This window comes from Nocardia sp. CA-145437, from assembly GCF_050956485.1.
Lineage (GTDB): Bacteria > Actinomycetota > Actinomycetes > Mycobacteriales > Mycobacteriaceae > Nocardia.
In genome coordinates this window covers 95,325-121,244 of record NZ_CP191204.1, presented here as the reverse complement: position 1 = coordinate 121,244, position 25,920 = coordinate 95,325, and the positions used below count along the sequence as shown (strand labels likewise).

General features: G+C 67.1%; 21 protein-coding genes. 7 read left to right on the top strand and 14 right to left on the bottom strand.

Annotated features, from left to right (window positions below; genetic code table 11):
- Positions 1–528: 528 nt before the first annotated feature.
- The 8 genes from ACQPYY_RS00565 to glf form a co-directional block, all read right to left on the bottom strand.
- The gene (locus ACQPYY_RS00565) at positions 529–1,527 is read right to left on the bottom strand and encodes an alpha/beta hydrolase (protein WP_433592403.1); all 999 of its coding nucleotides are present in this window, start codon (positions 1,525–1,527) and stop codon (positions 529–531) included.
- Positions 1,528–1,748: 221 nt separating this feature from the next.
- A complete protein-coding gene (locus ACQPYY_RS00560) occupies positions 1,749–2,837 on the bottom strand; it encodes an alpha/beta hydrolase (protein ID WP_379103191.1) in 1,089 nt (362 codons plus the stop codon).
- Between the two features lie 204 nt (positions 2,838–3,041).
- Positions 3,042–4,022 carry an alpha/beta hydrolase gene (locus ACQPYY_RS00555; protein ID WP_379103189.1) on the bottom strand — a complete coding sequence of 327 codons (981 nt, stop codon included), beginning with the start codon at positions 4,020–4,022 and terminating at the stop codon, positions 3,042–3,044.
- A 316-nt stretch (positions 4,023–4,338) separates the two neighbouring features.
- Positions 4,339–6,264, bottom strand: coding sequence for a flagellar motor control protein ZomB (gene zomB, locus ACQPYY_RS00550; RefSeq protein WP_433594804.1), 1,926 nt, complete (start codon positions 6,262–6,264; stop codon positions 4,339–4,341).
- A gap of 46 nt (positions 6,265–6,310) precedes the next feature.
- Complete coding sequence (locus tag ACQPYY_RS00545; protein WP_387300974.1) at positions 6,311–7,258, bottom strand: decaprenyl-phosphate phosphoribosyltransferase; 948 nt, start codon at positions 7,256–7,258, stop codon at positions 6,311–6,313.
- Between the two features lie 26 nt (positions 7,259–7,284).
- On the bottom strand, positions 7,285–7,869 hold the full coding sequence (locus ACQPYY_RS00540) for a phosphatase PAP2 family protein (RefSeq protein ID WP_357275130.1): 585 nt from the start codon (positions 7,867–7,869) through the stop codon (positions 7,285–7,287).
- Positions 7,866–9,821 (bottom strand): glycosyltransferase, encoded by a 1,956-nt coding sequence (locus tag ACQPYY_RS00535; RefSeq protein WP_433592402.1) that lies wholly within the window; start codon positions 9,819–9,821, stop codon positions 7,866–7,868. Before ACQPYY_RS00535 ends, ACQPYY_RS00540 begins: the two co-directional genes overlap by 4 nt.
- Entirely contained in the window at positions 9,821–11,017 is a 1,197-nt protein-coding gene (gene glf, locus ACQPYY_RS00530; protein WP_433592401.1) for a UDP-galactopyranose mutase, read from the bottom strand. Before glf ends, ACQPYY_RS00535 begins: the two co-directional genes overlap by 1 nt.
- 334 nt (positions 11,018–11,351) lie before the next feature.
- Between glf and ACQPYY_RS00525 the strand changes: the two genes are divergently transcribed.
- Positions 11,352–12,575, top strand: a complete 1,224-nt coding sequence (locus ACQPYY_RS00525; RefSeq protein WP_433592400.1) for a hypothetical protein — start codon at positions 11,352–11,354, stop codon at positions 12,573–12,575.
- Positions 12,576–12,692: 117 nt separating this feature from the next.
- Here ACQPYY_RS00525 and ACQPYY_RS00520 read toward each other — a convergent pair whose 3' ends face one another.
- Together ACQPYY_RS00520 and ACQPYY_RS00515 are read right to left on the bottom strand one after the other, a co-directional pair.
- Positions 12,693–13,448, bottom strand: a complete 756-nt coding sequence (locus ACQPYY_RS00520) for a MerR family transcriptional regulator (protein ID WP_433592399.1) — start codon at positions 13,446–13,448, stop codon at positions 12,693–12,695.
- Between the two features lie 113 nt (positions 13,449–13,561).
- The gene (locus ACQPYY_RS00515; RefSeq protein WP_379103176.1) at positions 13,562–14,014 is read right to left on the bottom strand and encodes a DUF4189 domain-containing protein; all 453 of its coding nucleotides are present in this window, start codon (positions 14,012–14,014) and stop codon (positions 13,562–13,564) included.
- Between the two features lie 269 nt (positions 14,015–14,283).
- Here ACQPYY_RS00515 and ACQPYY_RS00510 point away from each other — a divergent pair, with 269 nt between their 5' ends.
- The gene (locus ACQPYY_RS00510; protein ID WP_357088207.1) at positions 14,284–15,015 is read left to right on the top strand and encodes a S1 family peptidase; all 732 of its coding nucleotides are present in this window, start codon (positions 14,284–14,286) and stop codon (positions 15,013–15,015) included.
- Positions 15,016–15,106: 91 nt separating this feature from the next.
- On the opposite strand, the gene ACQPYY_RS00505 is transcribed toward ACQPYY_RS00510, so the two are convergent.
- Entirely contained in the window at positions 15,107–15,745 is a 639-nt protein-coding gene (locus ACQPYY_RS00505; RefSeq protein ID WP_433592398.1) for an NAD(P)-dependent oxidoreductase, read from the bottom strand.
- Positions 15,746–15,775: 30 nt separating this feature from the next.
- On the bottom strand, positions 15,776–16,705 hold the full coding sequence (locus ACQPYY_RS00500) for an EamA family transporter (RefSeq protein WP_433592397.1): 930 nt from the start codon (positions 16,703–16,705) through the stop codon (positions 15,776–15,778).
- 110 nt (positions 16,706–16,815) lie between these two features.
- Here ACQPYY_RS00500 and ACQPYY_RS00495 point away from each other — a divergent pair, with 110 nt between their 5' ends.
- A complete protein-coding gene (locus ACQPYY_RS00495; protein WP_433592396.1) occupies positions 16,816–17,316 on the top strand; it encodes a MarR family winged helix-turn-helix transcriptional regulator in 501 nt (166 codons plus the stop codon).
- Positions 17,317–17,368: 52 nt separating this feature from the next.
- Here the strand turns inward: ACQPYY_RS00495 and ACQPYY_RS00490 are convergent, their stop codons facing one another.
- Complete coding sequence (locus ACQPYY_RS00490; RefSeq protein WP_433592395.1) at positions 17,369–18,769, bottom strand: SpoIID/LytB domain-containing protein; 1,401 nt, start codon at positions 18,767–18,769, stop codon at positions 17,369–17,371.
- 319 nt (positions 18,770–19,088) lie between these two features.
- On the opposite strand from ACQPYY_RS00490, the gene ACQPYY_RS00485 reads away from it, so the two are divergent.
- Entirely contained in the window at positions 19,089–21,086 is a 1,998-nt protein-coding gene (locus ACQPYY_RS00485) for an N-acetylmuramoyl-L-alanine amidase (protein ID WP_433592394.1), read from the top strand.
- A 1-nt stretch (position 21,087) separates the two neighbouring features.
- On the opposite strand, the gene ACQPYY_RS00480 is transcribed toward ACQPYY_RS00485, so the two are convergent.
- A complete protein-coding gene (locus ACQPYY_RS00480) occupies positions 21,088–21,888 on the bottom strand; it encodes an HAD family hydrolase (protein WP_379103767.1) in 801 nt (266 codons plus the stop codon).
- A gap of 224 nt (positions 21,889–22,112) precedes the next feature.
- Here ACQPYY_RS00480 and ACQPYY_RS00475 point away from each other — a divergent pair, with 224 nt between their 5' ends.
- The 3 genes from ACQPYY_RS00475 to ACQPYY_RS00465 are packed head-to-tail and all read left to right on the top strand — an operon-like array spanning position 22,113 to position 25,911.
- The gene (locus tag ACQPYY_RS00475; protein WP_357275098.1) at positions 22,113–23,090 is read left to right on the top strand and encodes an ABC transporter permease; all 978 of its coding nucleotides are present in this window, start codon (positions 22,113–22,115) and stop codon (positions 23,088–23,090) included.
- On the top strand, positions 23,090–24,037 hold the full coding sequence (locus tag ACQPYY_RS00470) for an ABC transporter permease (protein WP_433592393.1): 948 nt from the start codon (positions 23,090–23,092) through the stop codon (positions 24,035–24,037). Before ACQPYY_RS00475 ends, ACQPYY_RS00470 begins: the two co-directional genes overlap by 1 nt.
- Positions 24,034–25,911, top strand: coding sequence for an ABC transporter ATP-binding protein (locus ACQPYY_RS00465; RefSeq protein WP_433592392.1), 1,878 nt, complete (start codon positions 24,034–24,036; stop codon positions 25,909–25,911). Before ACQPYY_RS00470 ends, ACQPYY_RS00465 begins: the two co-directional genes overlap by 4 nt.
- The last annotated feature ends 9 nt before the right edge of the window (positions 25,912–25,920 follow it).

Genomic DNA, 25,920 nt, shown 5'->3' with positions numbered 1-25,920 from the left:
TCATGAATCCTGCTTTCTTTTACTCCGGCTACTTCGCTGCTGACGGCCAACCCGCCCCATGAGTGCAGCCGACATCGGCCGCGACATCACCGGACAGCGAGATCCCCGACAACCTCATCAGATTGGTTCCGCGTGACAATATGTCACGGAGCCCACTCTCGGCAACAGGACCGAATGATCTTTCGGCACAATGAGAAACACGCCGACTCCCGAGTGTCGCGGCACTGACGGGAAGCGCATCCGATGCGTACACGAACTCGCATTTCGCCTATGCGCAAACAGCGATTCGGTACCAGTGACTTGTGTCACTCACCTGTCTATTCGCCATTCCTATGACAACAGCTCAGCCGGTAATCGACAGCCCCCCAATCCCGCTGGCCGGCAATCTCTCCGATGTGCCGGGCAATGCCTCCGAGGCGCTCCGACCAGGCACAACAAAACAGCGGCATGAGACTCGGTCTCATGCCGCTGATCGAACATCGGGCGAACTCGTGTCGAACCGTGTTGCGGTGGCGCGGATTTCGGACGTCAGCCGATATTCGCCGACATGTCCGGAATCATCCGGTACGCGTCGTCCTGCCAGTTGGTCCAGGCGTGCAGTCCGGCGGGCGGGAAGTCGTAGACCACGTTGCTCGCGCCGAGCGTCATCATGCGGACCTGGAACGCGCGGGTATTGGCCAGCGCCAACGCCTCCAGCGGGGTGCCGCGGACGATGCGGTCGGCGGCCGCGCCGAACGGAATCTGGAGGTCCTGCTGCATCGGCAGGCCGCTGCCGGCCGAGACCCAGACGCGAGTGTTGTTCGCGATCAGGGTGGGCGCGAAGACGAAGGGATCCATGCGCAACCACTGCGGACCCCACGGCGGCGCCATGCAGTCGACGTTGTAACCGCCGGCGTCGATCATGGCCGCGCGAATGCCCTCGCGCATACCCGGCGCGGAAATGTTCAGATAACCGGAGAATGATCCGGCGAAACTGAATTGGTCGGCGTGGTACGCCGACAAGGTGAGCGCGGCACTGCCGCCCATCGACAATCCGAACACGCCATTGCGATTCGGATTGAAGCCCAGGCGATCCCGCAATGCCCAGCGCAGCTGATTGGTGAGCAGCGATTCCCAGGTGTAGCGGTAGCTCTTGCCCTCACCGCCACCCAGCGCCTCGGTCATGCCGGATCCGGAATTCGCCGCGGACGAGCCGCTGCCGGGCCGCAGGCCGAAGAACGAACTGGGTGAATCCCAGTCCGCGTAGAAGCTGGACTGGCCGCCGACCGGCATCACCACATTGATGTTCCAGCCCTGCAGAACCTCGGCGACATTGGTGTTGATCTCCCAGCCGTTCAGGTCGCCCTGGGCGCGTTCGCCGTCGAGCACGTAGACGACGCGGTTGGTATTGCCGTCGGCGGCGCGGAAGATCCGGGACTTGATCGGGCCCATCTCGGGAGAATCGACCCAGAAGTCGAATCCCGACGGATTGAATCCGGCTGATGCGGGCGGGGAGACGACCACCCCGGCGCCTAATGGCAGCAGCATCGCCGTCGCGATACCCAGCACAGTTCGTTTGAAGCCACGCACCAGCATCGACCCAGCCTCTCATCGGAGCACAGACGATCCAGCAGAACGATCTTCTCTTCGAAACTGCTCAAGTATCGGACGTCCGCGTCGGCGTGTCGGGCGTGTCGACGCACGAGTCCCCCGGGCGAGTCCAGATCTTGACCTACGCCCGGGGGACTTTACGCGCTGAGCGCGGTTTTCTAGCCGATGTTGTTGGAGAGGTCCGGGATCATGCGGTAGACCTCGGCCTCCCAGTTCCGCCAGTTGTGCACACCGCTGGCCGGGAAGTCGTAGGTGACGTTCTGCGCGCCCAGGGTGGCCATCCGGACCTGGAAGGCCCGGGTGTTGGCGAGCGCGAGCGCCTCCAGCGGCATGCCCTGGATCACCGACATGACGCCGGAGACGTCGCCGGCGGCCGGGATGGCGCTGGCGGCGGAGATCCACAGGCGGGTGTTGTTGGCGATCAGGCGCGGCGCGAACACGAACGGGTCCATGCGCAGCCACTGCTGACCCCACGGCGGGGCCATCGAGTCCACGTTGTAGCCGCCGGCGTCGATCATGGCGACGCGGATGGCCTCACGCATGCCCGGCGCGGAGACATTCAGGTAGCCGGAGAACGAGCCCGCGTAGCTGAACTGGTCCGGGTGGTAGGCGGCCAGGGTCAGCGCGCCCGAACCACCCATGGACAGGCCGAACACGCCGTTGCGGTTGGGGTTGAAGCCCAGCCGGTCCCGCAGCGCGTTGCGCAGGTCCTGAGTGATGAAGGTTTCCCAGGTGTAGCGGTAGCTCTTGCCGGGGCCGCCGGCGAACAGGCCGAACGCGCCGGAACCCGACTGCGAGCCCGAGGCGGAACCCGAGGAGGAACCGGCCGAGCCGCTGCCGCCGCCGATGCCGAGGATGGAGCTGGGCTCGGCCCAGTCGGCGTAGAAGCTGGACTCGCCGCCGACCGGCATGACCACGTTGATGTTCGCGGCGGTCAGCGCGCGGACGACCTCGGTGTCGTTCTCCCAGCCGTTGAGGATCTGGGTGGCACGCATGCCGTCGAGGGCGTAGACGACCCGCGAGGTGTTGCCGTCAGCGGCACGGAAGACACGGGTCTTGACCGGGCCCATGCTGGCCGAGTCGACCCAGAAGTCGAACCCGGAGGGGTTGAAGGCGGCGTGCGCGACGCCGCTGACTCCGGCCACCGACGCGCCCAGGGGAACCATGAGGGCCGCGGCGAGCCCGAGTGCCGATCGTTTCAACCATCCGCCGCCCATCACTGGACGTCTAACCCACTCGCCTCGCATGCCTTCGTCCGGCCTTTCGTGTCCTGTTCATTCCGTGCAATCCCGCCGGTTCGGTCATCGCCCGGCGGAAGGTCTCGGGGAGCCTATCGTGCGTTAGCGAACTGTTCGTTATCGGTTTGTGACAGAAGTGACGGGCGCCACATCTTTCCGGAAATGTGCCCTGAGCTGCTCATTAATACAGGACTCGAGACAAAACTCGGCTCGTCACCCGATGTGTGAGGAGAGATCGGGCAATTGCTTGATGAGTTGCGGCTCCCAGGTGTGCCAGTTGTGGATGCCCGTGGGCGGGAAGTCGTAGGCGACATTGCCGAGACCGACAACGGCCAAGCGGGCCTGGAACATCCGGGTGCTCGCCAGCGCCACCGCCTCGATGCCCATGCCCTCCTTGGTCGCCATCGCGGAGATGTCACCGCCACCCGGAATGGCGCTCGCCGCGGAGATCCACAGCCGGGTGTTGTTGGCCTTCAACCGCGTTGCGAACACGGCCGGATCGAGGTGCTGCCATTTGGCCTCCGACGAAGCCAGGGCATCCACGTTGTAACCGCCGCAGTCCAGCATCGCGGCGCGGATCGCCGCCCGCATGCCGGGCGTGCTCATATTCGGCACACCCGAATTCGAACTGGCGTAACTGAACTGGTCCGGGTGGAAGGCCGCCAGCATGAGCGCGGCACTGCCGCTCATGGACACGCCGACCACGCCGTTGCGGTTCGGACTGAAGCCCAGCCGATCCCGCAGCGCGTTGCGCAGGTCGCTGGTGATGAAGGTTTCCCACTTGTAGGTGTAGGACTTGCCCGGACCACCCGAGAACACCGACGAGGCGCCGGAACCGGTCACGTCGCCCGGCGCGGTGCCGGGCTTCATGCCCAGGAAGGTGCTGGGCTGGGTCCAGTCGGCGTAGAAGCTGGACGCGCCGCCGACCGGCATCACCACATTGATATTGGCGTCCATCAACGCCTGGGCGACGTTGGTCTCGATCTCCCAGCCGTTGAGGTCCTCGCGGGCGCGCATGCCGTCGAGCAGGTAGACCACGCGATTGGTGTTGCCGTCATTGGCGCGGAAGACGCGCGACTTGATCGGGCCCATCGCGGAATCCACGTAGAAATCGAAACCGGCCGGATTCAGAGCCGCCTGCGCGGTGCCGCCGGTGCCGGCGACCGACGCGCCGAACGGCAGCATCAGCGCCATGGCCAGGCCGAATGTCGCCCTCGTGAACCACGCTCGCCGCGGTCGAGTTCCCCGTTTCCCACGCACAGTGGTGGCAGCGCTAGGCATCGTGTTGTTCCGGCCCTTCCAAACTCATGACATCCGCTGTGACACATAGGAAGATCACCCGCAGCGGCCTGCCGAGTAGCGTATCGCGGAACCCCCCACCAGGCGTTACCTAATTGAGACAGAATTTCAAATTTCATCTTCAGTTCGTGACAAAACGCCCAAACTAATTGCTATCCAGCGCAAAGCAGCCCCGTATCCGCGAGGGATACGGGGCTGCCATGTGGTCCGGTTACTTCGGCGGCTCGGTCGGGTCGACCAATCCGCAGCGCTGGATCTCGTACTTCGGGACCCGATCGATCCGGTACTTGGCGAAATCGAGCGACTGCACCACGTTGTGCCGCCAGCGGTCGAAGGTCAGCGGCCCGCGCACCGAGGCCAGCATGTCCTGGGTGGCGGGGCAGGACAGCGCCGTTCGCGCCTGGGTGGTCCACTTCTCGTCCAGGAACCACGGCATCCACGGATGCTTGTCCACCATGCCGGTGTCCACGACCACCCAGTCGGAGTAGAGGTTCTTGTCATGGCCGATGCGGCCGTCGGTCAGCCGATCGGTGTGCGAGGCAAGCGGATACGCCAGGCCCATCTGATCGATGACCCGGACGTTCAGCGGCACGTTCATGCTGGTCATGCCGAGATTCAGGAAGAACACCACGTGCTCCTGATTGCCCTCGGGGACCGGCGCGGGCACCAGATACCAGTTCGTGAACGAGGGCGAGCTGAGCAGCAGCGCGCCGTCCGGCGAATTCCCGATGTCCCGGACCATGGCGCGAATGCGCGGATAGTCCAGGTAGTCCTCGGCGCGGATCGGGTGATCGTGGCCGGTGTTGAGCACGTAGTAGATGCGCTCGTCCACGATGCCGTTGGCCCGGATCTTGGTGCCGGTCGTGATGGCGGTGGTGTCGGCCGCGAACAGCGCCCACCCCGTGGTTCCGGCGAACGCGGCCAGCACGATCACGAAAGCCCAGTCCATGCGGCGCATTCCGGTCGCGCCCGCCGCCACCGTGCGCGGCAGCCGCAGCGGCAGCACCGCGACAGGCAGGATCAGGCAGAACACCTGCGGCAGCAGCATGCGACCGTGCATGAAGTCGCCGCCGACCCGGATCTCGTAGACGGTGAGCACGAATCCGCTGCCCAGCATGAGCGTGACCACCGCGGCGGGGGTCCGCAGCCAGTGGCTGAAACTGTCAATCCGCCCGCGCCATCCGGGTTTCCGGGATTCGCCCGCGGGATCGGACCCGGAGAGCTGGTCGCGGCGCTGCCGCCCGACCACCACACCGGCCACCAGCAGCACCAGCAGCGGCAACCACAGCCAGTACGGCCCGACCAGATCCCAGAGATACGCCAGACCCTGGCCCCACTTCGCGCCGCCGGCGTCCTTGGCCACCGCGGTGTTCGGGTAGGGCAGGCCGTAGTAGCCCATCCGCCAGATCTGGTACGCCACGGGCAGCAGACCCGCGACCGCCACGATCAGCACCCGGAACAGCCAGGGCCGCAAGCGGGTCTCGGGCACCGGGGCGCAGAACAGCATGAGCAGCGCGAGCGCGCCGACCAGTGTCATCTCCGGGCGGATCAGCGGGGCCAATCCGGCGAAGAAGACGAGTGCGAGAAAGCCCGCGGGGCGCACCTTCTCGGCCTGACTCCAGCGCACCATCCCCCACCAGAGCACCGCCAGCCAGAAGATGACGAGGCAGGACTCCAGTCCGGAGGTGGCGTAGTCGCGCGCCGGGGGCAGGGCGATGTAGACCAGCACGCCCGCGGGAAGCAGCAGCGCGGAACCCGTTCCGCCCCACAGCCGGGCGGTGCCGAGCATCGCGAACACGATGGCCAGCACCGACAGTGTGAGCGCGATCCCGAGCACCACGTATTCCAGCCGGGCCTGGGTCAGCCAACTGAAGAAGTAGACGATGTAGGTCCAGGCGGTGCTGGTATTGGCCTCGACGCGTTCGTCGACATTGAAGACCGGACCGTTGCCCGCCAGCAGGTTTCGCACCGTGCGGAGAACGATCAGGCCGTCGTCGGCGATCCAGCGCCGCTGCCACGCACCGGCCGCGAACAGTGTCGCGGTCAGTGCGATCCCACCGATGAACGTGGCTCGGGATAGTCGCGAGGCACCGCGCGCGGAGTCATCCGCACGCCGACGGGCGCGACCGACCGGCAATTGTGCCGTCGGCGCGCCCGTCTCTCGCTCTTCTCCCTCTACCACGTCAGGTGAGATAGACAGCGACACCCAGAGCTCCGATCAAGGCGAGTGCGAGTAACTGGAGAACCCGGTCCCCCAGGACGATCTCTTCCGGCTCACCCGCTTCGCCGCCGTCGACATCCACCGCGTACCGCATGATGGCGATGACGAACGGAATCATCGAGATGGCGAACCAGATGGTGTCCTTGGCGCGATCCTGCTCGAACGCCCACAGACCGTAGAACACGACGACCGCGGTGGCCGACAGGGTCCAGACGAAACGCAGGTAGGTAGGCGTGTAGTACTCCAGCGACTTGCGGATCTTCGCGCCGGTGTCGAGCGCGAGCTTCAGTTCGGCGTAACGCTTTCCGGCCGCCATGAACAGCGAGCCGAACGCCATGATCAGTAGGAACCACTGCGACAGACGGATATCCGAGGACACACCACCGGCGACCGCGCGCAGCACGAAGCCCGACGACACGATGCAGATGTCCAGCACCGCCTGGTGCTTGAGACCGAAGCAGTAGGCCAGCTGAATGCCGACGTAGACCGCCATCACCACGGCCAGATGCCAATTCGCCGCGAAGGACAGCACGATCGAGCCGATCAGCAGCACCGCCGAGAGCGCATAGGCCAGATTCACCGGCACCACACCGGCCGCGATGGGCCGGAAGCGCTTGGTCGGGTGGGCCCGGTCGGCCTCCACATCCATGGCGTCATTGACCAGGTAGATGCCCGACGCGGCCATGCAGAACACCACGAAGGCCAGGGCCACGTGCCCGAGCACCGAGGCGTCACCGATCACCAGTTGACCGGCAGCGGTCTTGCCCGCCGCCAGCGGCGCGGCCAGGACCAGCACGTTCTTGATCCACTGACGCGGGCGCATGGCCTTGATCAAGCCGCCGCCCAACGTCTTCGGCGGTCCCTTGACGACCGCCTCTGCTAGGTCGGTGCTGGTCGGCTCTTCGCTCATGTCAACGATGGCTTCTTCCTGGGCGGTCACTTCGCGAGTCTCTTTTCGGCGGCGAGCACGGCGGCGGCTGATGCTGCGCCCAGCGCGGAACCCGCCAGCACGTCGGAGGGGTAATGCACACCGAGGACCACCCGCGAGAGCAGCATCGGCGGGACGAGCACCGCAGGCAAGGGTAGCCCGGTCAGTCGGCCGAGCAACACAGCCGCCGCGGTGGTCGAGGTGGCGTGCGAGGACGGGAAGCTGAGCTTCGACGGCGTCGACACGTTGACCTGCACGGACGGATCGTTCGGACGGGGGCGGCGGACCACCCGCTTGATCACCACCGACGCGGCGTGCGCGCCGAACGCGCCGACCGCGACCCCGGCCCACTGGCGGCGGCGCGGCTTGTCGACCAGCGCACCGACCGCGGCGATGCCGATCCAGCCCAGCGAGTGCTCACCGAAATGGGACATGCCGCGGGCGGCCTTCACGACCGCCGGGTTCTGTCCGATGGTGCCCTGCACCAGGTTGAGAATCTTGACCTCGGCCGGGGGTGCGGCCGGAGTCGCCGGCGCGTCCGGGACCGCGTGCAGTCCGCGGTCCACGCCGGAAGCTGGCTGTGCAGCCGTCATTTGGGCTCATTCCTCGTCTGGGCGGCGGAAGCGTCGATACCGAAGACGTTCTCCCACGCGGCCTGGCTGGTGAGATGCGCGTGCGCGCGACGATACTGCTCGCGCACCTCCGGGAAGCGCTCGGCCAGCTCCTTCCGCAGGCGCATGGCCTCGGTGAAAAGCTCCTTGGCCTTGCGCGGATCCCGCTTACGGTAGACGACGCCGCGGCCGTCGGCGGTGGTGACGGTGACTCCGTCGACCTGCGAGAGCAGGAACCAGCGCGCGTCCAGGGTCGGCACGTTCAGCTGCGGGGTGTCGTGATGCTTCGGGTTGGCCTTGCGGAAGTTGTGCAGCACGCCCTTGCCGAGGCGCACCACCTTGGCGATCGGGTTGCCCGGCTCGCCGACCGCGCCGACCTCGGCCCGCGAGGCCAGGGGCAGTTCGGTGGAGGACGGCACCACGACCGCGTCCGGGTATTCCTTGCGCATGGCGTGCACCTTGCCGAGCGCGGTCGGCAGCAGCTCGAACAGCTTCTCCGGTCCGGCGAGGTAGTCGCGGATCGCCTCGTTCTGGATGGCGACCGTCGAATACTCCAGGCACAGCAGGTGTTTCAAGGTGGCCTTGACGGTGTTGACCACCATCGGGCGGCCGTCGTTGGGCAGGTGCAACGAGGCGACGACCAGGCGGTTGCGCAGGTGGAAGTAGGCCTGCCAGTCGATGGCGTCGTCCTTGTCGGACCAGGCCATGTGCCACACCGCGGCACCCGGCAGGGTGACCGTCGGGTAGCCGTGTTCCCTTGCGCGCAAACCGTATTCGGCGTCGTCCCACTTGAGGAACAGCGGCAGCGGCTGCCCGATCTCCTCGGCCACCTGGCGCGGGATGACGCAGGTCCACCAGCCGTTGAAGTCGACGTCGATACGCCGGTGCAGCAGCTTGGAGTTGTCGCGGTCGCGCAGCGGGTTCTTGGCGAAGTCGTGGTCGTATTCGACATTGGGGGCCGCGGTCCACATGAAGATGGAGCGGTCCACCACCTCGCCCATCACGTGCAGGTGCGAGCGCTCCTGCAGGTTGAGCATCTGGCCGCCGGTCAGGATGGGCGACTTGGCGAAACGCGAGAAGGCCAGCGCGCGCAGGATGCAGTCCGGCTCGATCTCGATGTCGTCGTCCATGTAGACGATGTACTCGGCGTCGGTGGTCTTGAGCGCCTCGTACATGACCCGGCTGTAGCCGCCGGAGCCGCCGAGATTGGGCTGGTCGTGAATGGCCAGGCGACCGGCCAGGCGGGCCGCGGCCTCGCTGAAGCCGGGCTCGTCCACGACCTTCTTGGTGCCCTGGTCGGGGATGATGACGGCCTGGATCTTCTCCAGCACCAGCGGGTCGGAGCCCAGCGCGGTCAGCGTCTTGACCGCGTCGGTGGGGCGGTTGAAGGTCGGCATGCCGACGGCGATGCTGCCCTCACCCGGCGCCTCGATGGGCGCGTACCAGCCGCCGCTGCGCATTTCGACGTGGCTGTCGGTGGTGATGTCGAACCAGATCCAGCCGCCGTCCTCGAACGGGCCCAGATCCACTTCGAACTCGACGAAGTCCGCGGCGGCCGCGCCCTCGCCCGGCGTGCTGAACTCGTTGCCCTGCACGTGGATTCGGGAGCCGTCGGCTTTGGAGCGGTAGACGTCGACGCGGCCGTGGCCGGACAGTTCCAGCCGCAGCACCACCGACTTCAGCACGCTCCAGCGCCGCCAGTAGCTGGCCGGGACCGCGTTGAAGTAGGTGCAGAACGACACCTCCGACTCCGCGCCGATGGCCAGCGCGGTGCGCGTGATGGCGTGCGCGCGACGGGAATTGGTGTCGGATTCCTCGAGGTACAGCTTGCGGACGTCCAGCGGCTCACCCGGCCGGGGCAGGATGATGCGCTGGAGCAGGGATACGGCGCGAGTCTCGGTGCTCATGTCTTCCCGCGTGAGTTGGGCGGTCATCAGGCCTCATCCACCAGCGGCGCACCGGATTCCAGGTGCGGGCGCAGCACGTTGTCGAACATGCTGAGCGCGGCGCCGATGGCCATGTGCATGTCCAGGTACTGGTAGGTGCCCAGGCGGCCACCGAACAGCACCTTGGCCGAAACGGTTTCGGCCTTGGCGCGCTCGCGGTAGGCGAGCACCTTGGCGCGGTCTTCGGGGGTGTTGATGGGGTAGTACGGTTCGTCGCCGGTCTGGGCGAAGCGCGAGAACTCGCGCATGATGACCGTCTTGTCGGCCGGGTAGTTGTCGCGCTCGGGGTGGAAGTGGCGCGGCTCGATGATGCGGGTGAAGGGGACGTCCGCATCGTTGTAGTTCATCACCGGGATGCCCTGGAAGTCACCGGTTTCCAGCACCTCGGTCTCGAAATCGATGGTGCGCCAGCCGAGTTCGCCCTCGCTGTAGTCGAAGTAGTGGTCCAGCGGGCCGGTGTAGACGACCGGGGCGTCCGGGCTCTGGGCGCGGACCTCGTCGCGCACGTCGAACCAGTCGGTGTCCAGGCGCACCTCGATGTTCGGGTTCTCGGCCATCTTCGTCAGCCACGCGGTGTAGCCGTCCTTGGGCAGACCCTCGTAGGTGTCGTTGAAGTAGCGGCTGTCGAAGGTGTAGCGGACCGGCAGCCGGGTGATGATGTTCGCCGGCAGCTCCTTGGGATCGGTCTGCCACTGCTTGGCCGTGTAGTCGCGGATGAACGCCTCGTAGAGCGGGCGGCCGATCAGCGAGATGCCCTTCTCCTCGAGATTGGTCACCTCGTCGCCGGCGACCTCCGCCGACTGTTCGGCGATCAGCGCACGCGCCTCGTCCGGGGTGTAGTAGCGGCCGAAGAACTGGGAGATCATGCCCAGCCCCATGGGCAGCGGGTACGCCTGGCCCTTGTGCAGGCCGAAGACGCGATGCTGGTAGTTCGTGAACTCGGTGAACTGGTTCACGTAGTCCCACACCCGCTTGTTGGAGGTGTGGAAGAGGTGGGCACCGTACTTGTGGATCTCGATGCCGGTTTCGGGGTCCGCCTCCGAGTAGGCGTTACCGCCCAGGTGGTAGCGGCGTTCGACCACCAGGACTCGCTTGCCGAGCAGGTTGGCGGTGCGTTCCGCGATGGTCAGCCCGAAGAAGCCGGAGCCGACAACGATCAGATCGAAGGGGGATGCGACGGTCACGGTCGCCCAGACTACCGGCACTCCCGCAGGACGCGCGTGGGCTGTGTTCTATTGCCCTCCGCTTCGCTCCGGGCGGGTTCGCGGCCCTGTTACCTCGTTCTTCCCTCCTCCGCTTCGCTCCTCCGCTCCCAGGCGGAGGTCGATCAAGCCGCAGTCCAGAACGAGGCGGGCCGCGAACTGCGAGTATTGCGCCTCACAAGTTGCGAGGTTTTCGCTCAGCGTTCATGAAACGCTGACTGTCGCGCCATGCGGGCTGTATTACATATCGACTCGATTTGTAACACCGACCAGTTTGTTGCCGCGTGATTGCGCGATCCCTCGAAAGACCATCTACATGCGCCTCGCTCGATTCGCCCCGCTCATCGGGGCCCTGTCCATCACCGCCATCCTCGGCACCGCCGCCCTCGTCCCGGGTGCGGCGCCCGCGCGCGCCGACGAGGGCGACGCGCTCGCGGCAACCCAGATCGCCGACGCCGGCGAGGTCTGCGGCAAGCCTGCGGCAACTTTCGACGACGTCATCACCGCGGCCGCCACGGCCATTCGCACGGTGGTTCCGGCCGAGCAGCAGACCGCCTACGACCGCTCGGTCGAGGATTTCCGGCAGAACGTCGCGTCGATCCACGTGCATCGCAACGGGCTGCCGCTGGGGCCGGACGAGGTCAATGACCGCACCCAGTTCCTCGACGACCCGATCGTCACCTACATCGTCAACAACCTGGACGCCGTCAAGACCGGCAACCTGCACAAGACCATCGCGCTCTCGCAGCTGAAGGTGCGCGACGTGGTCGAGGTGTTCATTCTCGCCACCCGCATCGTGAAGATCCCCGCCCAGTTCGCGGCCAGCCTGGTGCCGACCGTCGGCTTCGTGCTCAAGCCGGTGGTGGGCGCGCTGTTCAACGGCGTGAAGTCGCTGGCGCGGTCGGTGCAGTCGCAGCTGTCGCTGGGCTGCACTGCCCAAGGCGCGTATCAGAAGCTGCGGCTGGAGCTGCCCGACGAGCGCGTGGACGTGCCGCAGCCGCTCATCGACCTGGCCAACCAGCTCACCAAGGCCGACGGCACCTGCACCACGCTGGCCGAACTGAAGACCGGCGATCTGGTCGAGCGCACCCGCACGTTCCTCACCACCGCCGCCGGGCTGCCCGTCGATCCGGCGTCGGTGAACGCCAATGCCGATGCGCTGCAAGGCTTCCTGCACGAGAACCGGGTCGCCGACATCATGATGCTGCGCCGCACCGAGCAGCTCGGCCCGATCGTGGACGCGATGGACTACGGGCCGCTGACCTTCCTGGCCAACCTGGGCTTCGACATCTACGAGGGCCGCGCCCTCAACACCGTCGCATTGGCGGATGTGAAGGTGGAGAACCTCTTCTCGCTCATCACCTTCGCCCTCGACACCACCAGCCTGCTGCTCACCGCGGGTACGACGATCGCCGGATTCACCGGGGTGGCCTCGGCCGTCACGACCCCGCTGAGCATGGCCCAGACCATCGCCTTCGCGCCCACCACCTACGGCGCGCCGATCCTGCGCGGTGTCCTGCAGTCGATGTGCGCGGCCTGACCGCCTAGGGAAATGCTCTTGATCGAGCACTGACCTGAAACAGCCGCCCGGTCGAAAGACCGGGCGGCTGTTCACTTCTCGGCCCACTCGCCGCGGCCGGAGCTCACTGCCCGAGGACTACAGCCGGGCGGCGGAGTACACCCGCATCGCGTCACGGACGTACGCGGCGGTGCCGTCGCCGTGCTTGTCGTAGTTCTTCGCGAAGCGCGGGTCGGCGACGTACATGTCGCCGAGACCGTTGAAGTACTGGGCGGTCACGGGACCGCCGGTCGGGGAAGCACCGAGCCAGTCGTAGTGGCGCTGCACGATCGCCTGCGCCTCGTCGCTGTCCGCCGGGAGGCCCGCGGCGTGGGCGCGGCCGTAGTCGGCGGCGATATCGAGGTGGGCCTGGAGGTGGGCCTTCTGCTCCGCCTCGCTCATGGCGTTCCACCACTTGTTGCCGCTGTCCCAGGCGTTCTTACCCCAGCGTTCGATGACCTCGTCCTTGTACTGGGCGTGGTCGAATCCGTCGAATACCTCGTCTGCCATCAGTTCTTCACCTGCTTCCGTCTTGCGCAATGTTGTGTGCACCGAGGCGATCTGGCGCGCGATCCGGTCCTGCTCGTTTTTCAGCAATTCCAGATGGGTGCGCAGGGCGGCGGCGGTGTCCTTTTGCCCGGCGAGCACTTCGGCGATGGCCGGCAGGCCGAGACCGAGCTCGCGGAGTAAAAGGATGCGCTGCAACCGGACGAGGGATTCCTGGTCGTAATAGCGGTAACCGTTCGACCCGATCCGGCTCGGCGGCAATAACCCGAGCTCACCGTAATGCCGCAGGGTGCGGCTGGTGGTTCGGGCGACTGCGGCCAATTGCTGGATGGACCATTCGGTTGCCACGTTCCGGCCTTTCGTATCCTCTCGTTCTCCTCGACGAATTCAGGATGCAAGTTGACGCAGCGTCAAGGTCAAGCCCCGACCAGTATGCGCCGGTCGGGGCTTGCTCGAGGGGCTTACGCGCCGGCGGTGCACTCGCTGTAGCGCACGTGCACGGACTGCTTCGGCGGGGCCGAGCTGCCGAACATGGCCGGCGGGGACGGCATCCAGTTGGTGAGCCGGTCCATGGCGTCGCGCTCGGCCTCGGCACGGTTGCGGCCCGAACCGCCGTAGTAGTAGGAGTGGTCGGCGCTCTCGGCGATGGCGCCGCAGCCGTTGGCGAACTGCACCATCACCTTGCAGCCGCGGTGGGCGCACTTGTTCAGCGCGGCCGCGTCGGAAGCGCCCCAGCTCGGGTAGTTCCACGCGGCGCCGTAGAAAGTGCCGCCGTCGGTGCTCAGCGCGAGCGTGCCGTAGAGCGATCCATCCGGTCCCCGCTCGGCATTGGCGGTACCGGCCCCCAGCGACGTCACCAGCACGGCAGCCGCGGAAACGAACATGGTCAAGGCGAGCTTGCCCGAGAAAGCCATTCGAATTCTCCCCAATTTCGCAGCGGCCGCTGCGCATGGGCCGCTACTGCTCTCGGTGGTGCGATCACCACTGCCGGATTTCTATCACGGGCCACCGACACGACCAAGTCAGTTTCCGCCGGAACCGGCTGCCGGGCATAGCTTTTCCGAATAGCTCCGGAAGTGGGGACTTGCCAATCACTTGCGGGCGTGACATGCTCCACGCGCGCGCCCCCGGTCTCCCGAATTCGGCGCGCTGGAATCGTTTTTCGTGGGATGGGGAAAACCTGATGAAGTCTGCGGGCCGCGCCCGAGTTCTGCACTGGGCGGCCGCGGCCGTCACTGCGGTGAGCTCCACCCTCCTGTTCGCCGGCTCCGCGGACGCCGCCCCGGTGGTGACGCTCGGCGGTGGCTCCGGCGTCTACGTCGAAGACCTCCAGGACGCCACCTCGGTCAGCGAGTGCACCATCACCGCGATGGGCTACGACAACAAGAACCAGCTGGTCGGACTGACCGCGGGCCACTGCGGTGAGGTCGGCGCGCGGATCGCGGCCGAGTACACCCGCTCCGGCGGTATCGGCGTCATCGCCGAGAAGGACGAGGAGATGGACTGGGCCATCATCGTCTTCAACGCCGACCGGGTGATTCCGACCCGTCAGGTCGCGCAGTCGGTCATCAACTCGGTCGGCGCGCCGCCGCAGATCGGCGAGAACGTCTGCAAGAACGGCCGCACCACCGGTTTCACCTGTGGTCCGGTGTGGGAGACCAAGTCCACCTACTTCCGTAGCCAGGTGTGTGCCAACCACGGTGACTCGGGCGCGCCCGTGCTGCGCGGCGACCAACTGGTCGGCATGGTGGTGGCGGGCACCGACTTCCGGGCCGGGCCGATCACCATCGAACTGCCGCTGTGCACCGGTGGCGGCAACCTGATCCACGAGCCGGAGCTGGCCACCAACATCACCACGGTGCTGGCCGACATCGACCGCCACGGCGGGGCGGGCGCGGGTTTCCGCGTGGCGTAAGCACTTCGAGCCCGGTAATCGGCGAACACCGCGGGGCGTGACCTGATCATCGGTCACGCCCCGCGGTGTTTTCGTTGTGCGGTAGCGGCTTTCAGTAGCCGACGGTGAATCGGACTCGGTGGTGGCGGGGATTCTCGATCTCGTCGAGCAGCGCGATGGCCATGTCCTCCATGGAGATCGCGGAATTGCCCTGCTCGTCGGCGATCATCTCGTCGCGGCCGAGGCGGAAGACGCCGGTCCGTTCACCGGGCTCGAACAGCGCGGGCGGGCTGACGTAGGTCCAGTTCACCGGGTGCGCGGTGGTCCGGAACACCTCGAGCTGACGGCGGCCGCCCTCGGCGATCGGGCCCAGTTCGGCCGGGAACTCCGGCTGCTCGGCCAGTGTCCTGCCGGTTCCGGCGACGGTCAGGGTGCCCGCGCCGCCGACCACCAGCAGCCGGATTCCACTGTCCGCCAGTCCTTCCAGCAGGGCCGCGGCGACCTCGGCCAGCTCGTGCTCGCTGCCCGGGGTGGGGCGGGTCGCGCTGACCACGACATCGCTGCCGGCGCTGGCCTTCTCGACGGCGGCGGCATCGGCGGCATTACCCGCCCACACCTCGACCTGTTCGGGCAGGTGCCGCAGCCGGTCCTCATGGCGGGCGACGGCGCGCACCCGGTGGCCCCGGCTCAGCGCCTCGGCCACGACCCGGCTCCCGGTGTCTCCGCTGGCTCCGAACACTGTGATCTGCATGATGTTTCGCTCCTTCGCAAGGGTTCCGGATCAGGCCGCGGTGCGGGCCGGTGCGGGCGTGTCGGTGACGGGTTCGGGCGCCTTGGGCGCGGTGCCGGTCTGGCCGAGCAGGGTGCCGCCCAGCGCGATCGCCATCCCCAGGATCTGCAGCGGGGCCAGCGCCTGGCCGAGCGCGGCCCAGCCGATGACGGCCGCCGACAGCGGGCTGAGCAGGCCGAGGAACGAGACCGAGGTGGCGGGGGCCTTGGCGATGCCGCGGAACCACAGCGCGTAGGCGGCGGCGGTGCCGATCAGTCCGAGGTAGAGGTAGCCGCCGATATTGCGGGCGTCCAGCGCGGGCGGCGCGCCCTCGATGATCGCGGCCAGCGGCAGCAGCATGAGGCCACCGGCGGTCAGCTGCCAGCCGGTCATGGCGAGCGGGCTGACACCTTCGGGGCGTCCCCAACGCTTGGTCATCACGGTGCCGCCCGCCATGGAGGCCGCGCCCAGCAGACCGGCGATCACGCCGACGGTGTCGAGAACCGCTGTGGCCCTGAGGACTACGAGGGCGACACCGAAGAGTCCGATCACGCCCGCCAGTACCTTGCGGACGGTGAGCCGCTCGTTGAGCGCCACGGTCGCGATGCCCAGCGCGAAAAGCGGTGCGGCCGCGCCGAGTACGGCGGCGACGCCGCCCGGCAGGCGGTAAGCGGCCAGGAACAGCAGCGGCATGAAGATGCCGATGTTCAGCGCGCCGAGCACGGCCGCGCGGCCGATCCACTGCCCGTGCGGCAGCTTGCGGGTGATGGCCAACAGCAGCAGTCCGGCGGGCAGCGCGCGCATGAGCGCGGTGAACATGGGCCGGTCCGGCGGCAGGAACGTGGTGGTGATCGCGTACGTCGATCCGAAGACCAGCGGGGCGAGGGCGGTTACGGCGAGGGTTCCCGCGAGTCCTGCGGCTCCAGCGCGTGTGGTGGTCATCGATAGCTCCTCATTGATAATCTCAACGTTGAGATAACACCATCCCAGATACCTCAGCGTCAAGTATCTCAACGTTGAGATTATTTCGGGGACCGAAAGGAGCAGGTCACATGCCCGACGCAGTCGACCAGATCACCGCCGCCTGGCGTCAGCAGCGCCCCGACGTCGACAGCTCCCCCATGGAGATCTTCGGCCGCATCTCCCGCCTGGCCCACATCATCGAGCGCGAACTCACCGAGTTCTTCCGCACGCAGGGCCTGGAGTTCTGGGAGTTCGACGTCCTCGCCACCCTCCGCCGCTCCGGCAACGAATCCGGCCTCACCGCGGGCGCCCTCAACAAGGCCGCCATGCGCACCTCCGGCGCCATCACCAACCGCATCGACCGCCTGGTCGCCAAGGACTTGGTCGAACGCGTGCCCGACCCGGTCGACCGCCGCGCCATCCGAGTCCGCCTCACCGACACCGGCCGCACCCTCGTCGACAACGTCCTCCCCCTGCACATGGACAACGAACAACGCCTCCTGGCAGACCTCACCCCCGCCGACCGAGAGGCCTTGATCCCCCTCCTCCGCAAGTTCTCCGAATCCCTCGGCGACCTTTCCCTGGACTGAAACACACACCAGGGCGGCACCCTCTTTTCGAAGGTGCCGCCCTGTGCATGGGTTACTCGGCTGGGTAGGGGGTTGCGCTCGGAGTGGTCGGCTGCGCCGGGGTGTAGGCCGGACGGGTGGGGGTGGGTTGAGCTGGGGTGGTTACGGTTCGGGGAGCCGGGGTGACGGTGGGGACCGCCAGCGGCTGCGGGGGTGTTTGATCGGGGACCCCGCGGGTGTCGGAGTGCAGGGAGTTCGGGTCGGCGCTGCCGGGGATGGGGAGGGTGCCTCGGGTCCGGTTGCCCGGGCTGGGGCGAGCCGGGGTGTCCGGCGTGACATCGCCGGGGGTTGCGGGGTTTTCGGCACCGGGGAGGGTTTGCGGGGTGTGGGACGGATCCGTGAGGGCCGGGGTGTCGGCGCCGGGGGCGGTGGCTTCCGGGGCGGCGCCGGTTTCCGGATCGACTTCCGTTGGGGTAGTTCCAGTTTGGGGGGATTGCGGGGTAAGGAGGCTGGGGAGGAGGCCCTGGGGTTGGACTGCCGGGAAGTCGGTGAGGGCGGGGCCGATCTCCATGGCCGAGGCCGGGGTCAGGGGGCCGCCGTCGGGGGCGGCGGAGTATTCGGCGCGGAGGATGTGGTTGTCGCGGACCAGGACTCGGCCGGAGGTGGAGTCGACGGCTTCGGTGGTGCGGGGGTCCTCTTTGTCGGTGCCGAGGTACATCTGGCAGTCGGTGGTGTCGCAGGTTTGGGCGTAGGTGTAGCGGTCTTCGGCCAGGGCGTAGGAGCGGGCGGCGATGGCTTGGGCTTTGAGGGCTTCGGCGCCGCCTTGGTCGGCCCAGCCGGGGATCATTTCGGCGGGGACCACGCCCTTGAGGTAGTCGTCGAGGTCCACCTCGTTGACGGTGCGGAAGGCGTCGCCGTCCAGGGCTACGCCGAGGACGCCGCGGAAGGCGTTGCCGCCGCAGATTTCCAGTTGTTCCTCGGCGGGGCGGGCGGTGCCTTCGGTGACGGGGTAGGCCCACGGATCGTCGGTCGAGCCCTCCCACAACGTGTTGCCGTCGCAGTCCTGGGTGATGGTGACGTCCGCGCCGGAGGCGGTGGGGGTGAGGTGGGCGGCCTGGCCGGGGATGACACGGCGGCCGGCGACGTAGAAGACGGAGTCGGAGACGACGTCGAGGGTTTTGTCGTCCTGCTCCATGAGGCGTACTCGAACGGAGGTCGCGCCGATGCCGGCGAGGTCGGCTCCGGAGTAGTAGTTCGCGAGAATGCGGTCGGCGGTCCAGCCTTCCGCGGCCTTCTCGAACGCACCGTGCTGGCTCAGACCGCGGCCGTGACCGGCGCCGACCGTCAGGTGGAGGGCGTTCCCGGGCCAGGCCCACACGAGGACGGCGGTGCCGCCGGTGGTGGCGGCGACTGCGAGGGACAGGGTGAGCAGACCGCGCCGTCTACGGCGCTCGGCTAGGTACCCGTTCGGCATGTCATACCCGTTCTTTCGAGGGCCGAAGCTACATTCGAGTTACCCAAAGCTAAGCCTCAACCATACGTTCAGGGAATGTGACAGTAGAGACTAGTGTGATCGTTGATGCGCCAAGTAGCAAGCTTGTGCTCGGGGGCGCGGTTAGACCGATTTACCTGAATGGGAGATGCTTGTGCCGTATCGCAGACCGAAACATGCCTACACGCTCCCGGTTGTCACCGCCCTCGCGCTGATCGTGCCCGCCGGTGTCCTCGCACTGAGTGACGCCCGGGATGTCCGGAACGCGGATGAAAGCAATTTGGCAGCTATACCTGCACAAATGGCTGAAGTCGCCCTGTCCTCGGTGCCCGACATCGTGCTGCCGCTGCGCGAGCTGACCGGGCTGGACCTGCCCGACCTCCGACTGTCCGATCTGCGGATGTTGCCGCTGCCCAGCTCGATTCAGATCCCCCAGAACCTGATCCCCGGCGTGCCCCTGCCGACCGAGATCCCGCTGCCCAGACTCAACAATTCCCAGCCGCAGCCCGTCGGGCCCGCCCCGATTCCGGCGCCACACGCCGTCCGGCCCACCGTGCCGGGCTCCCTCCCCAACGCCACACCGGTGGTCCCCGGCTCCGCGAAACCGGCTGCCCCCGCGGGCGCACCCGGATTCATCGCCGAACCGGGGCCGGAGATCCCGGCGGCCCCGGGGCCACACCCGGTCCCCGGTCTCACCGGCGATCTGCGCGCCCCCGCCCTCTCCCCCGGCGCGGTCCCCACCGACCTGGTCGACAAGGTCGGCGCGCAGGTCAAGGAAATCACCCGCGACACCCCGTTCAGCATGGTCGCGCTCACCGCGACCGACGTTCTGAACGCCACCACCAAGATTCGCGCCCAGCGCCCCGACGGCACCTGGGGACCGTGGTACGACGCCGAATCCGAATCCGGCAGCGACAAGTCCCAGCCGGGTAAGCGCAAAGGCACCGAGCCCATCTACGTGGGCAACACCAAGACCGTGCAGATGCTGGTGACGCCGAAGGCGAAAGCCGTCTCCGCGCCCGCCGAACCCACTCCGCTGGACGACAGCAAAGCCGATCCCGCGCAGATCAACCTGGAGAAACTGGCCGCGGTGCTGATCGATCCGGGCCGCGGCAGCATCGACGAGAACCTCACCTCGGTCGCCGCGCCGCTGCCCGGCGGCGGGCCGAAGGTGATCTCCCGGGCGCAGTGGGGCGCGGACGAGTCGCTGCGCTGCGAGGAACCCACCTACGACGACGGCGTCTCCGCGATCACCGTGCACCACACCGCCGGCCGCAATGACTACACCAAGGCCGAGTCCGCGGGCATCGTGCGCGCCATCTACTCGTATCACGCGAAAACGCTGGGCTGGTGCGACATCGGGTACAACGCCCTCGTCGACAAGTACGGGCAGATCTTCGAAGGACGCTACGGCGGCCTGGACCGCCCGGTCGAGGGCGCGCACGCGGGCGGCTTCAATATCGATACCGCGGGTGTCGCGCTGATGGGCGACTACGAGGAGGACGATCCGACCGACGTCTCCATCCAGGCGCTCGGCAAGTTCATCGGCTGGCGGGCCAAGCTGGCGGGCTTCGACCCGCAGGGCTCCACCACCATGTACTCCGAGGGCAGCGACTACACGAAATACGAGCTCGGACAGGCGGTGAAGCTGCCGAACATCTTCGCCCACCGCGACGTCGGCAACACCACCTGCCCCGGTGATGCCGCCTACGCCCTGATGGACAAGATCCGGCAGATCGCCGCCGATGCCGCGGGCGGCGCCGTCGAACCGACCAGCCCGAACCGGGACCGGCCCGGCCAGAACGCGGGCGCGAACCCGCAGGTCCAGGCAGCCCCGGAACCGCCCGCCCCCAGTTCCAGCGAAGCGGACCTGGCCGCCCTCGCCGACCTCACACAGCGGATCCTGGGCATGCTCGACCGCAGTGCCGTCGCCCGCTACTGGAACGAGCAGGGTGGCGCGGAAGGCCCACTGGGACAACCGAAAGCAGAGCCGGTGGCCCTGGCGGATGGCGGGCAGTACGGGCAATTCACGAATGGATTCGTGTACGCCAATTCCGCCGGACGGATCGTTTCGGTGGTCGGGAAGATCCTGGAACGATTCCTGCAAATGGGCGCGGACACAGGCATTCTCGGCCTGCCGACCTCGAATGAATATCCGGTCTCGAACGGCGTCCGCACCGACTTCCAGAACGGCGCACTGATTTTCGACCGGATGACCGGAATCGTCACCACCGTGCTGAAGAACTACGGCGCGGTCCAGGATCCCATCAAACCCATTCCCGCGGTGGCGCCCAACTAGGTCAGGACCACCAGCGTTCCAGGGTGCGGGCCACGCCGTCGTCGACATTCGAGGGAGCCACCTCGTCGGCGGCGGCGATGGCCTCCGGGTGGGCGTTCGCCATGGCGACGCCGTGACCCGCCATGAGCAGCATCGGCACATCGTTCGGCATGTCACCGAAGGCGATCAGCGAGGAATGCTGCACGCCCAGCCGCTGCGCCACCGCCGCCAGACCCGTCGCCTTGGTGACGCCCGGCGCGGACAATTCGATCAAGCCGTTGTCGGTCGAATAGGTGAGATCCGCGCGACCCTCCAGGTGCGGTTCCAGGGTGCTGCGCATGATGGCGCTGGAGGTTCCGGGCAGCCGGATCAGCATCTTGATGGCGGGGGAGGCGATGACCTCGGCGCGAGAGACCTGGGTGTCATCGGGGTTGAGCCAGGCGTGCTCGTATTCGGGGGAGCTGACGAACTGCGGAGTGGCTGCGTCGTGCGCGGTGGCGCCGACTCGTTCGGCGGCCAGGCCACAACCGGGGAGCAGGCCCTCGGCCAGATCGGCGAGCCAGGTGAGGGTTTCGACATCGAGGGTCCGGCTGTCCAGCACTCGGTCCGAGGCGCTGTCGTAGATGACCGCACCGTTGCCGCACACACACAGCGGCGCGTACCCCAGCCCCTCGACCACCGGATCGATCCAGCGCGGCGGCCGTCCGGTCGCCAGCACGAACGGCACCCCGTCCGCGATCAGGGCGTCGACAGCGGCCTTGGTCCGGGCGCTCACCTGCTCACGGTGGTCGATGAGCGTGCCGTCCACGTCGGAGGCGACCATCTTGGGTTTGGGCAGGTGAAAGAGCGTCACCTACTCCATCCTGCCTCGAGCCGCGACCCGTGCGCCCGTGGATTACGGACGCTGCCGTACAAACGAGACCTTTCCGGCGCCACCCTCACGCGCCGGGTAACACACGGATTGCCGGGGCGTCCCCGGTCCGTACCCCGCGTTTCCCCACTCCACTCCCTATGATCTGGTGCAGAACTCGACCCCGAAAGGGAATGATGGCCGGTTTTCTGCTGCGACGTGCGCTGAACTATGTCGTGCTGTTGGTACTGGCGTCGTTCCTGGCGTTCGGGCTCGCGTCCCTCACGTTTCGCCCGCTCGACAGTCTCGAACATCGCAACCCGCGGCCGCCGCAGTCGGTGATCGACGCCAAGCGCGAAGAGCTGAAGCTGGACATGCCGATCCCGCAGCGCTACGCGGAGTGGGTCGGCGGGATCGTCACGCACGGAGACTTCGGCAAGACGCTGGCGGGGCAGCCGGTGAACCAGGAACTGCCGCGCCGCATCGGGGTCAGCCTCCGGCTGGTCCTGGTCGGCTCGATCATCGGCACGATTCTCGGTGTGCTGATCGGCGCGGCCGGGGCGATCCGGCAGTACAAGTTCAGCGACTACCTGACCACGGTGATTTCGCTGTTGATCATCAGCACGCCGGTGTTCCTGCTCGCGACATTGCTGAAATACGGTGCGTACGGCATCAATACGGCCACGGGGCAGCAGATCTTCTACTACACCGGCGAGACATCGGCGAACGCGGTGCACGGCACCTGGAATCAGTTCGTGGACCGCCTACAGCACATGATCGTTCCCACGGCGGCCCTGATCCTCACCGCCGCTGCCGGATACAGCCGCTATCAGCGCGCCGCCATGCTCGACGTCCTCCAGAACGACTTCATCCGGACGGCACGCGCGAAGGGCCTCACCCGTTCCCGGGCGCTGTACAAACACGGCCTGCGCACCGCGCTCATCCCGATGGCGACGCTGTTCGCGTACAGCTTCGGCGGGCTCATCACCGGCGCGGCCTTCGTCGAGAAGATCTTCGGCTGGCACGGCGTCGGTGAATGGCTGGTCGACTCGATCAACGCCCAGGACCTGTACCCCGTGGTGACGGTCACCGGATTCGTCGCGCTGGTGATCCTGTTGTCCGGATTGTTGTCCGACATCGTCACAGCGATTCTCGACCCCAGGGTGCGTGCGTGATGTCCGAAACCGAACTCATCGTCCAAGGCGCTCCCGAGCCGATGGCCGCGGGCCGGCGCAAGCTGGTCGTACGGCGCTTCCTGCGCAACAAGCCGGCCGTCATCGGACTAACGATCCTGATCCTCATGGTGGTGCTCGCCTTCGCATTGCCGCCCTTCCTGAAGTACGACTACCAGCAGCTCGACTACACAGCGCTGCTCAAGCCGCCCAGCTCCCGGCATCCCTTCGGCACCAACCAGATCGGTCAGGACGTCCTCGCGCAAACCCTGCGCGGCCTGCAGAAGTCCTTGCTCATCGGCTTCGCGGTGGCTTTCATGGCCGCCCTGATCGCGGCGTTCACCGGATCGGTGGCCGGATTGCTCGGCGGCTGGACCGATCTGGCGATCATGTGGCTGGTGGACCTGCTGCTGGTCATCCCCAGTTTCATCATCGTCGCGTTGTTCGCGCCGCGGGCGAAGGGCAGCGGCAGCATCGTGCTGCTCATCCTGTTGCTCGGTGGCTTCGGCTGGATGATCAGCGCCCGCATCGTGCGCGGACTCACCTTGAGCCTGCGTGAGCGTGAATTCGTCAGGGCCGCACGTTATATGGGCGCGTCGACCTGGACCGTCATCACCACCCACATCATCCCGAACGTCGCGTCGTTCCTGATCATCGACACCGCGCTCGCGGTGGGCGCGGCGATCATGGGCGAAACCGGTCTGAGCTACCTGGGATTCGGTGTCCAGCCGCCGGATGTCTCACTGGGCACACTGATCGCCTCGGGCACCAAGTCGGCGCTCACCTACCCGTGGCTGTTCCTGTTCGCGGGTGGGTTCCTGATCCTGACCGTGTTGTGCACGAACCTGGTCGGCGACGGGTTGCGCGACGCTTTCGACCCCAGCTCTCAGCGTGCGCGCTCACGCCGCAAGGACCGGGCGGCGGCTCCCGCCGGAAAGGCCGCGGCATGACCGACAACACGACCATGTCCGACAATGGAATCCGCGCCACGACCGCGCCGCTGCTCGAGGTGTCCGATCTGCGGGTGAGCTTCCCGAGCGAAGAGGGCCGCGTCGAGGCGGTGCGCGGTGTGAACTACACCGTGCAGGACGGCGAGGTCCTGGCCATCGTCGGTGAATCCGGTTCCGGAAAATCGGTGTCCTCGCTGGCGATCATGGGGCTGCTCCCCGATCAGGCCCGGGTGCAGGGATCCATCCGCCTCCGAGGCCAGGAACTGCTCGGCATGGGTGACCGGCAGCTGTCCACGCTGCGCGGCAGCAAGATCTCCATGGTCTTCCAGGACCCGCTCTCGGCCTTGACACCGGTATACCGCGTCGGCGACCAGATCGCCGAAGCCCTACTGGCGCACGGCAAGATGAGCAAGCAGGAAGCCGCCGACAAGGCGGTGGAACTACTGGATCTGGTCGGCATTCCGGATGCCGCTCTGCGCGCCAAGGCGTTCCCGCACGAGTTCTCCGGCGGTATGCGCCAGCGCGTGGTGATCGCCATCGCCATCGCCAACGATCCCGAGCTCATCATCTGCGACGAGCCGACCACCGCGCTCGACGTCACCGTGCAGAAGCAAATCCTGAACCTGCTGCGCAAGGCCCGTGACATCACCGGCGCGGGCGTCGTCTTCATCACCCACGACATGGGGATCGCGGCCACGCTGGCCGATCGGGTGGCGGTCATGTACGCGGGCCGGATCATCGAAACCGCCCGCACCGCAGATCTTTTCAACGCACCGCGGATGCCGTACACGGTGGGCCTGCTGGGTTCCATTCCGCGACTGGACGGTCCGGCGCGAATGCCGCTGGTGCCCATCGTCGGCGCACCGCCGGCCATGCACGCACTGCCTCCGGGCTGCCCGTTCGCACCACGCTGCCCGGTCGCGGTGGAGGACTGCCGAGCGGCGGAACCTCCCCTGCGGGACACCGAGCCCGGGCATCGGGCCGCCTGCATCCGCGTCGCCGAAGTCGGGACCGCGGACCTTTTCGCGGCCTACCGCCGCGAGGTGCCGCCCACCGAAACGCCGATACCCACCGATGAGCGTGTGGTGCTGCGGGTTTCGGACCTGCAGAAGACCTTCCCGCTCACCTCCGGAGTGGTCTTCAAACGCCGGACCGGTGAGGTGAAGGCGGTCGACGGCGTCAGCTTCGAGATCAAGTCGGGCCGCACGCTGGCGCTGGTCGGGGAATCCGGTTCCGGGAAATCGACGACGCTGACCCAGATCATGGACCTCGTCGCGCCGGAGAGCGGCAGCATCGAGGTATTGGGCAGTGATGTCACCACCCTCACCAAGGCCCGGCGGCGGGAAATCCGGCGCAAGATGCAGATCGTGTTCCAGGATCCCGCCTCGTCGCTCGACCCGCGTCTTCCGATCTCCGATGCGCTCGGCGAGCCGCTGCGCATCAACGGCCGCCCGAAGGACGAAATCCAACGCCGGGTCAAGGAATTGCTGGAGCTCGTGGGCCTTCGTCCCGAGCATGCTGACCGGTATCCGGCCGACTTCTCCGGCGGCCAGAAGCAGCGCATCAATATCGCGCGGGCGCTCGCCTTGGATCCGGAGATCCTGGTCCTCGACGAGCCGGTGTCCTCGCTGGACGTGTCGATCCAGGCCGGAGTGCTGAATCTGCTGCGCGACTTGCAGGCCGAACGCGGGCTGTCGTACCTGTTCGTCTCCCATGACCTGTCGGTCGTACGCAATCTTGCCCACGACATTGCCGTCATGTACCGCGGTCAGATCGTCGAATATGGTGCGGCCGAACAGGTCTTCAACGATCCGCGGCACGAGTACACCCGCGCCCTCATCGACGCCGTTCCCGTCCCGGTCGTTTCGGGATAGGAGCGGAGA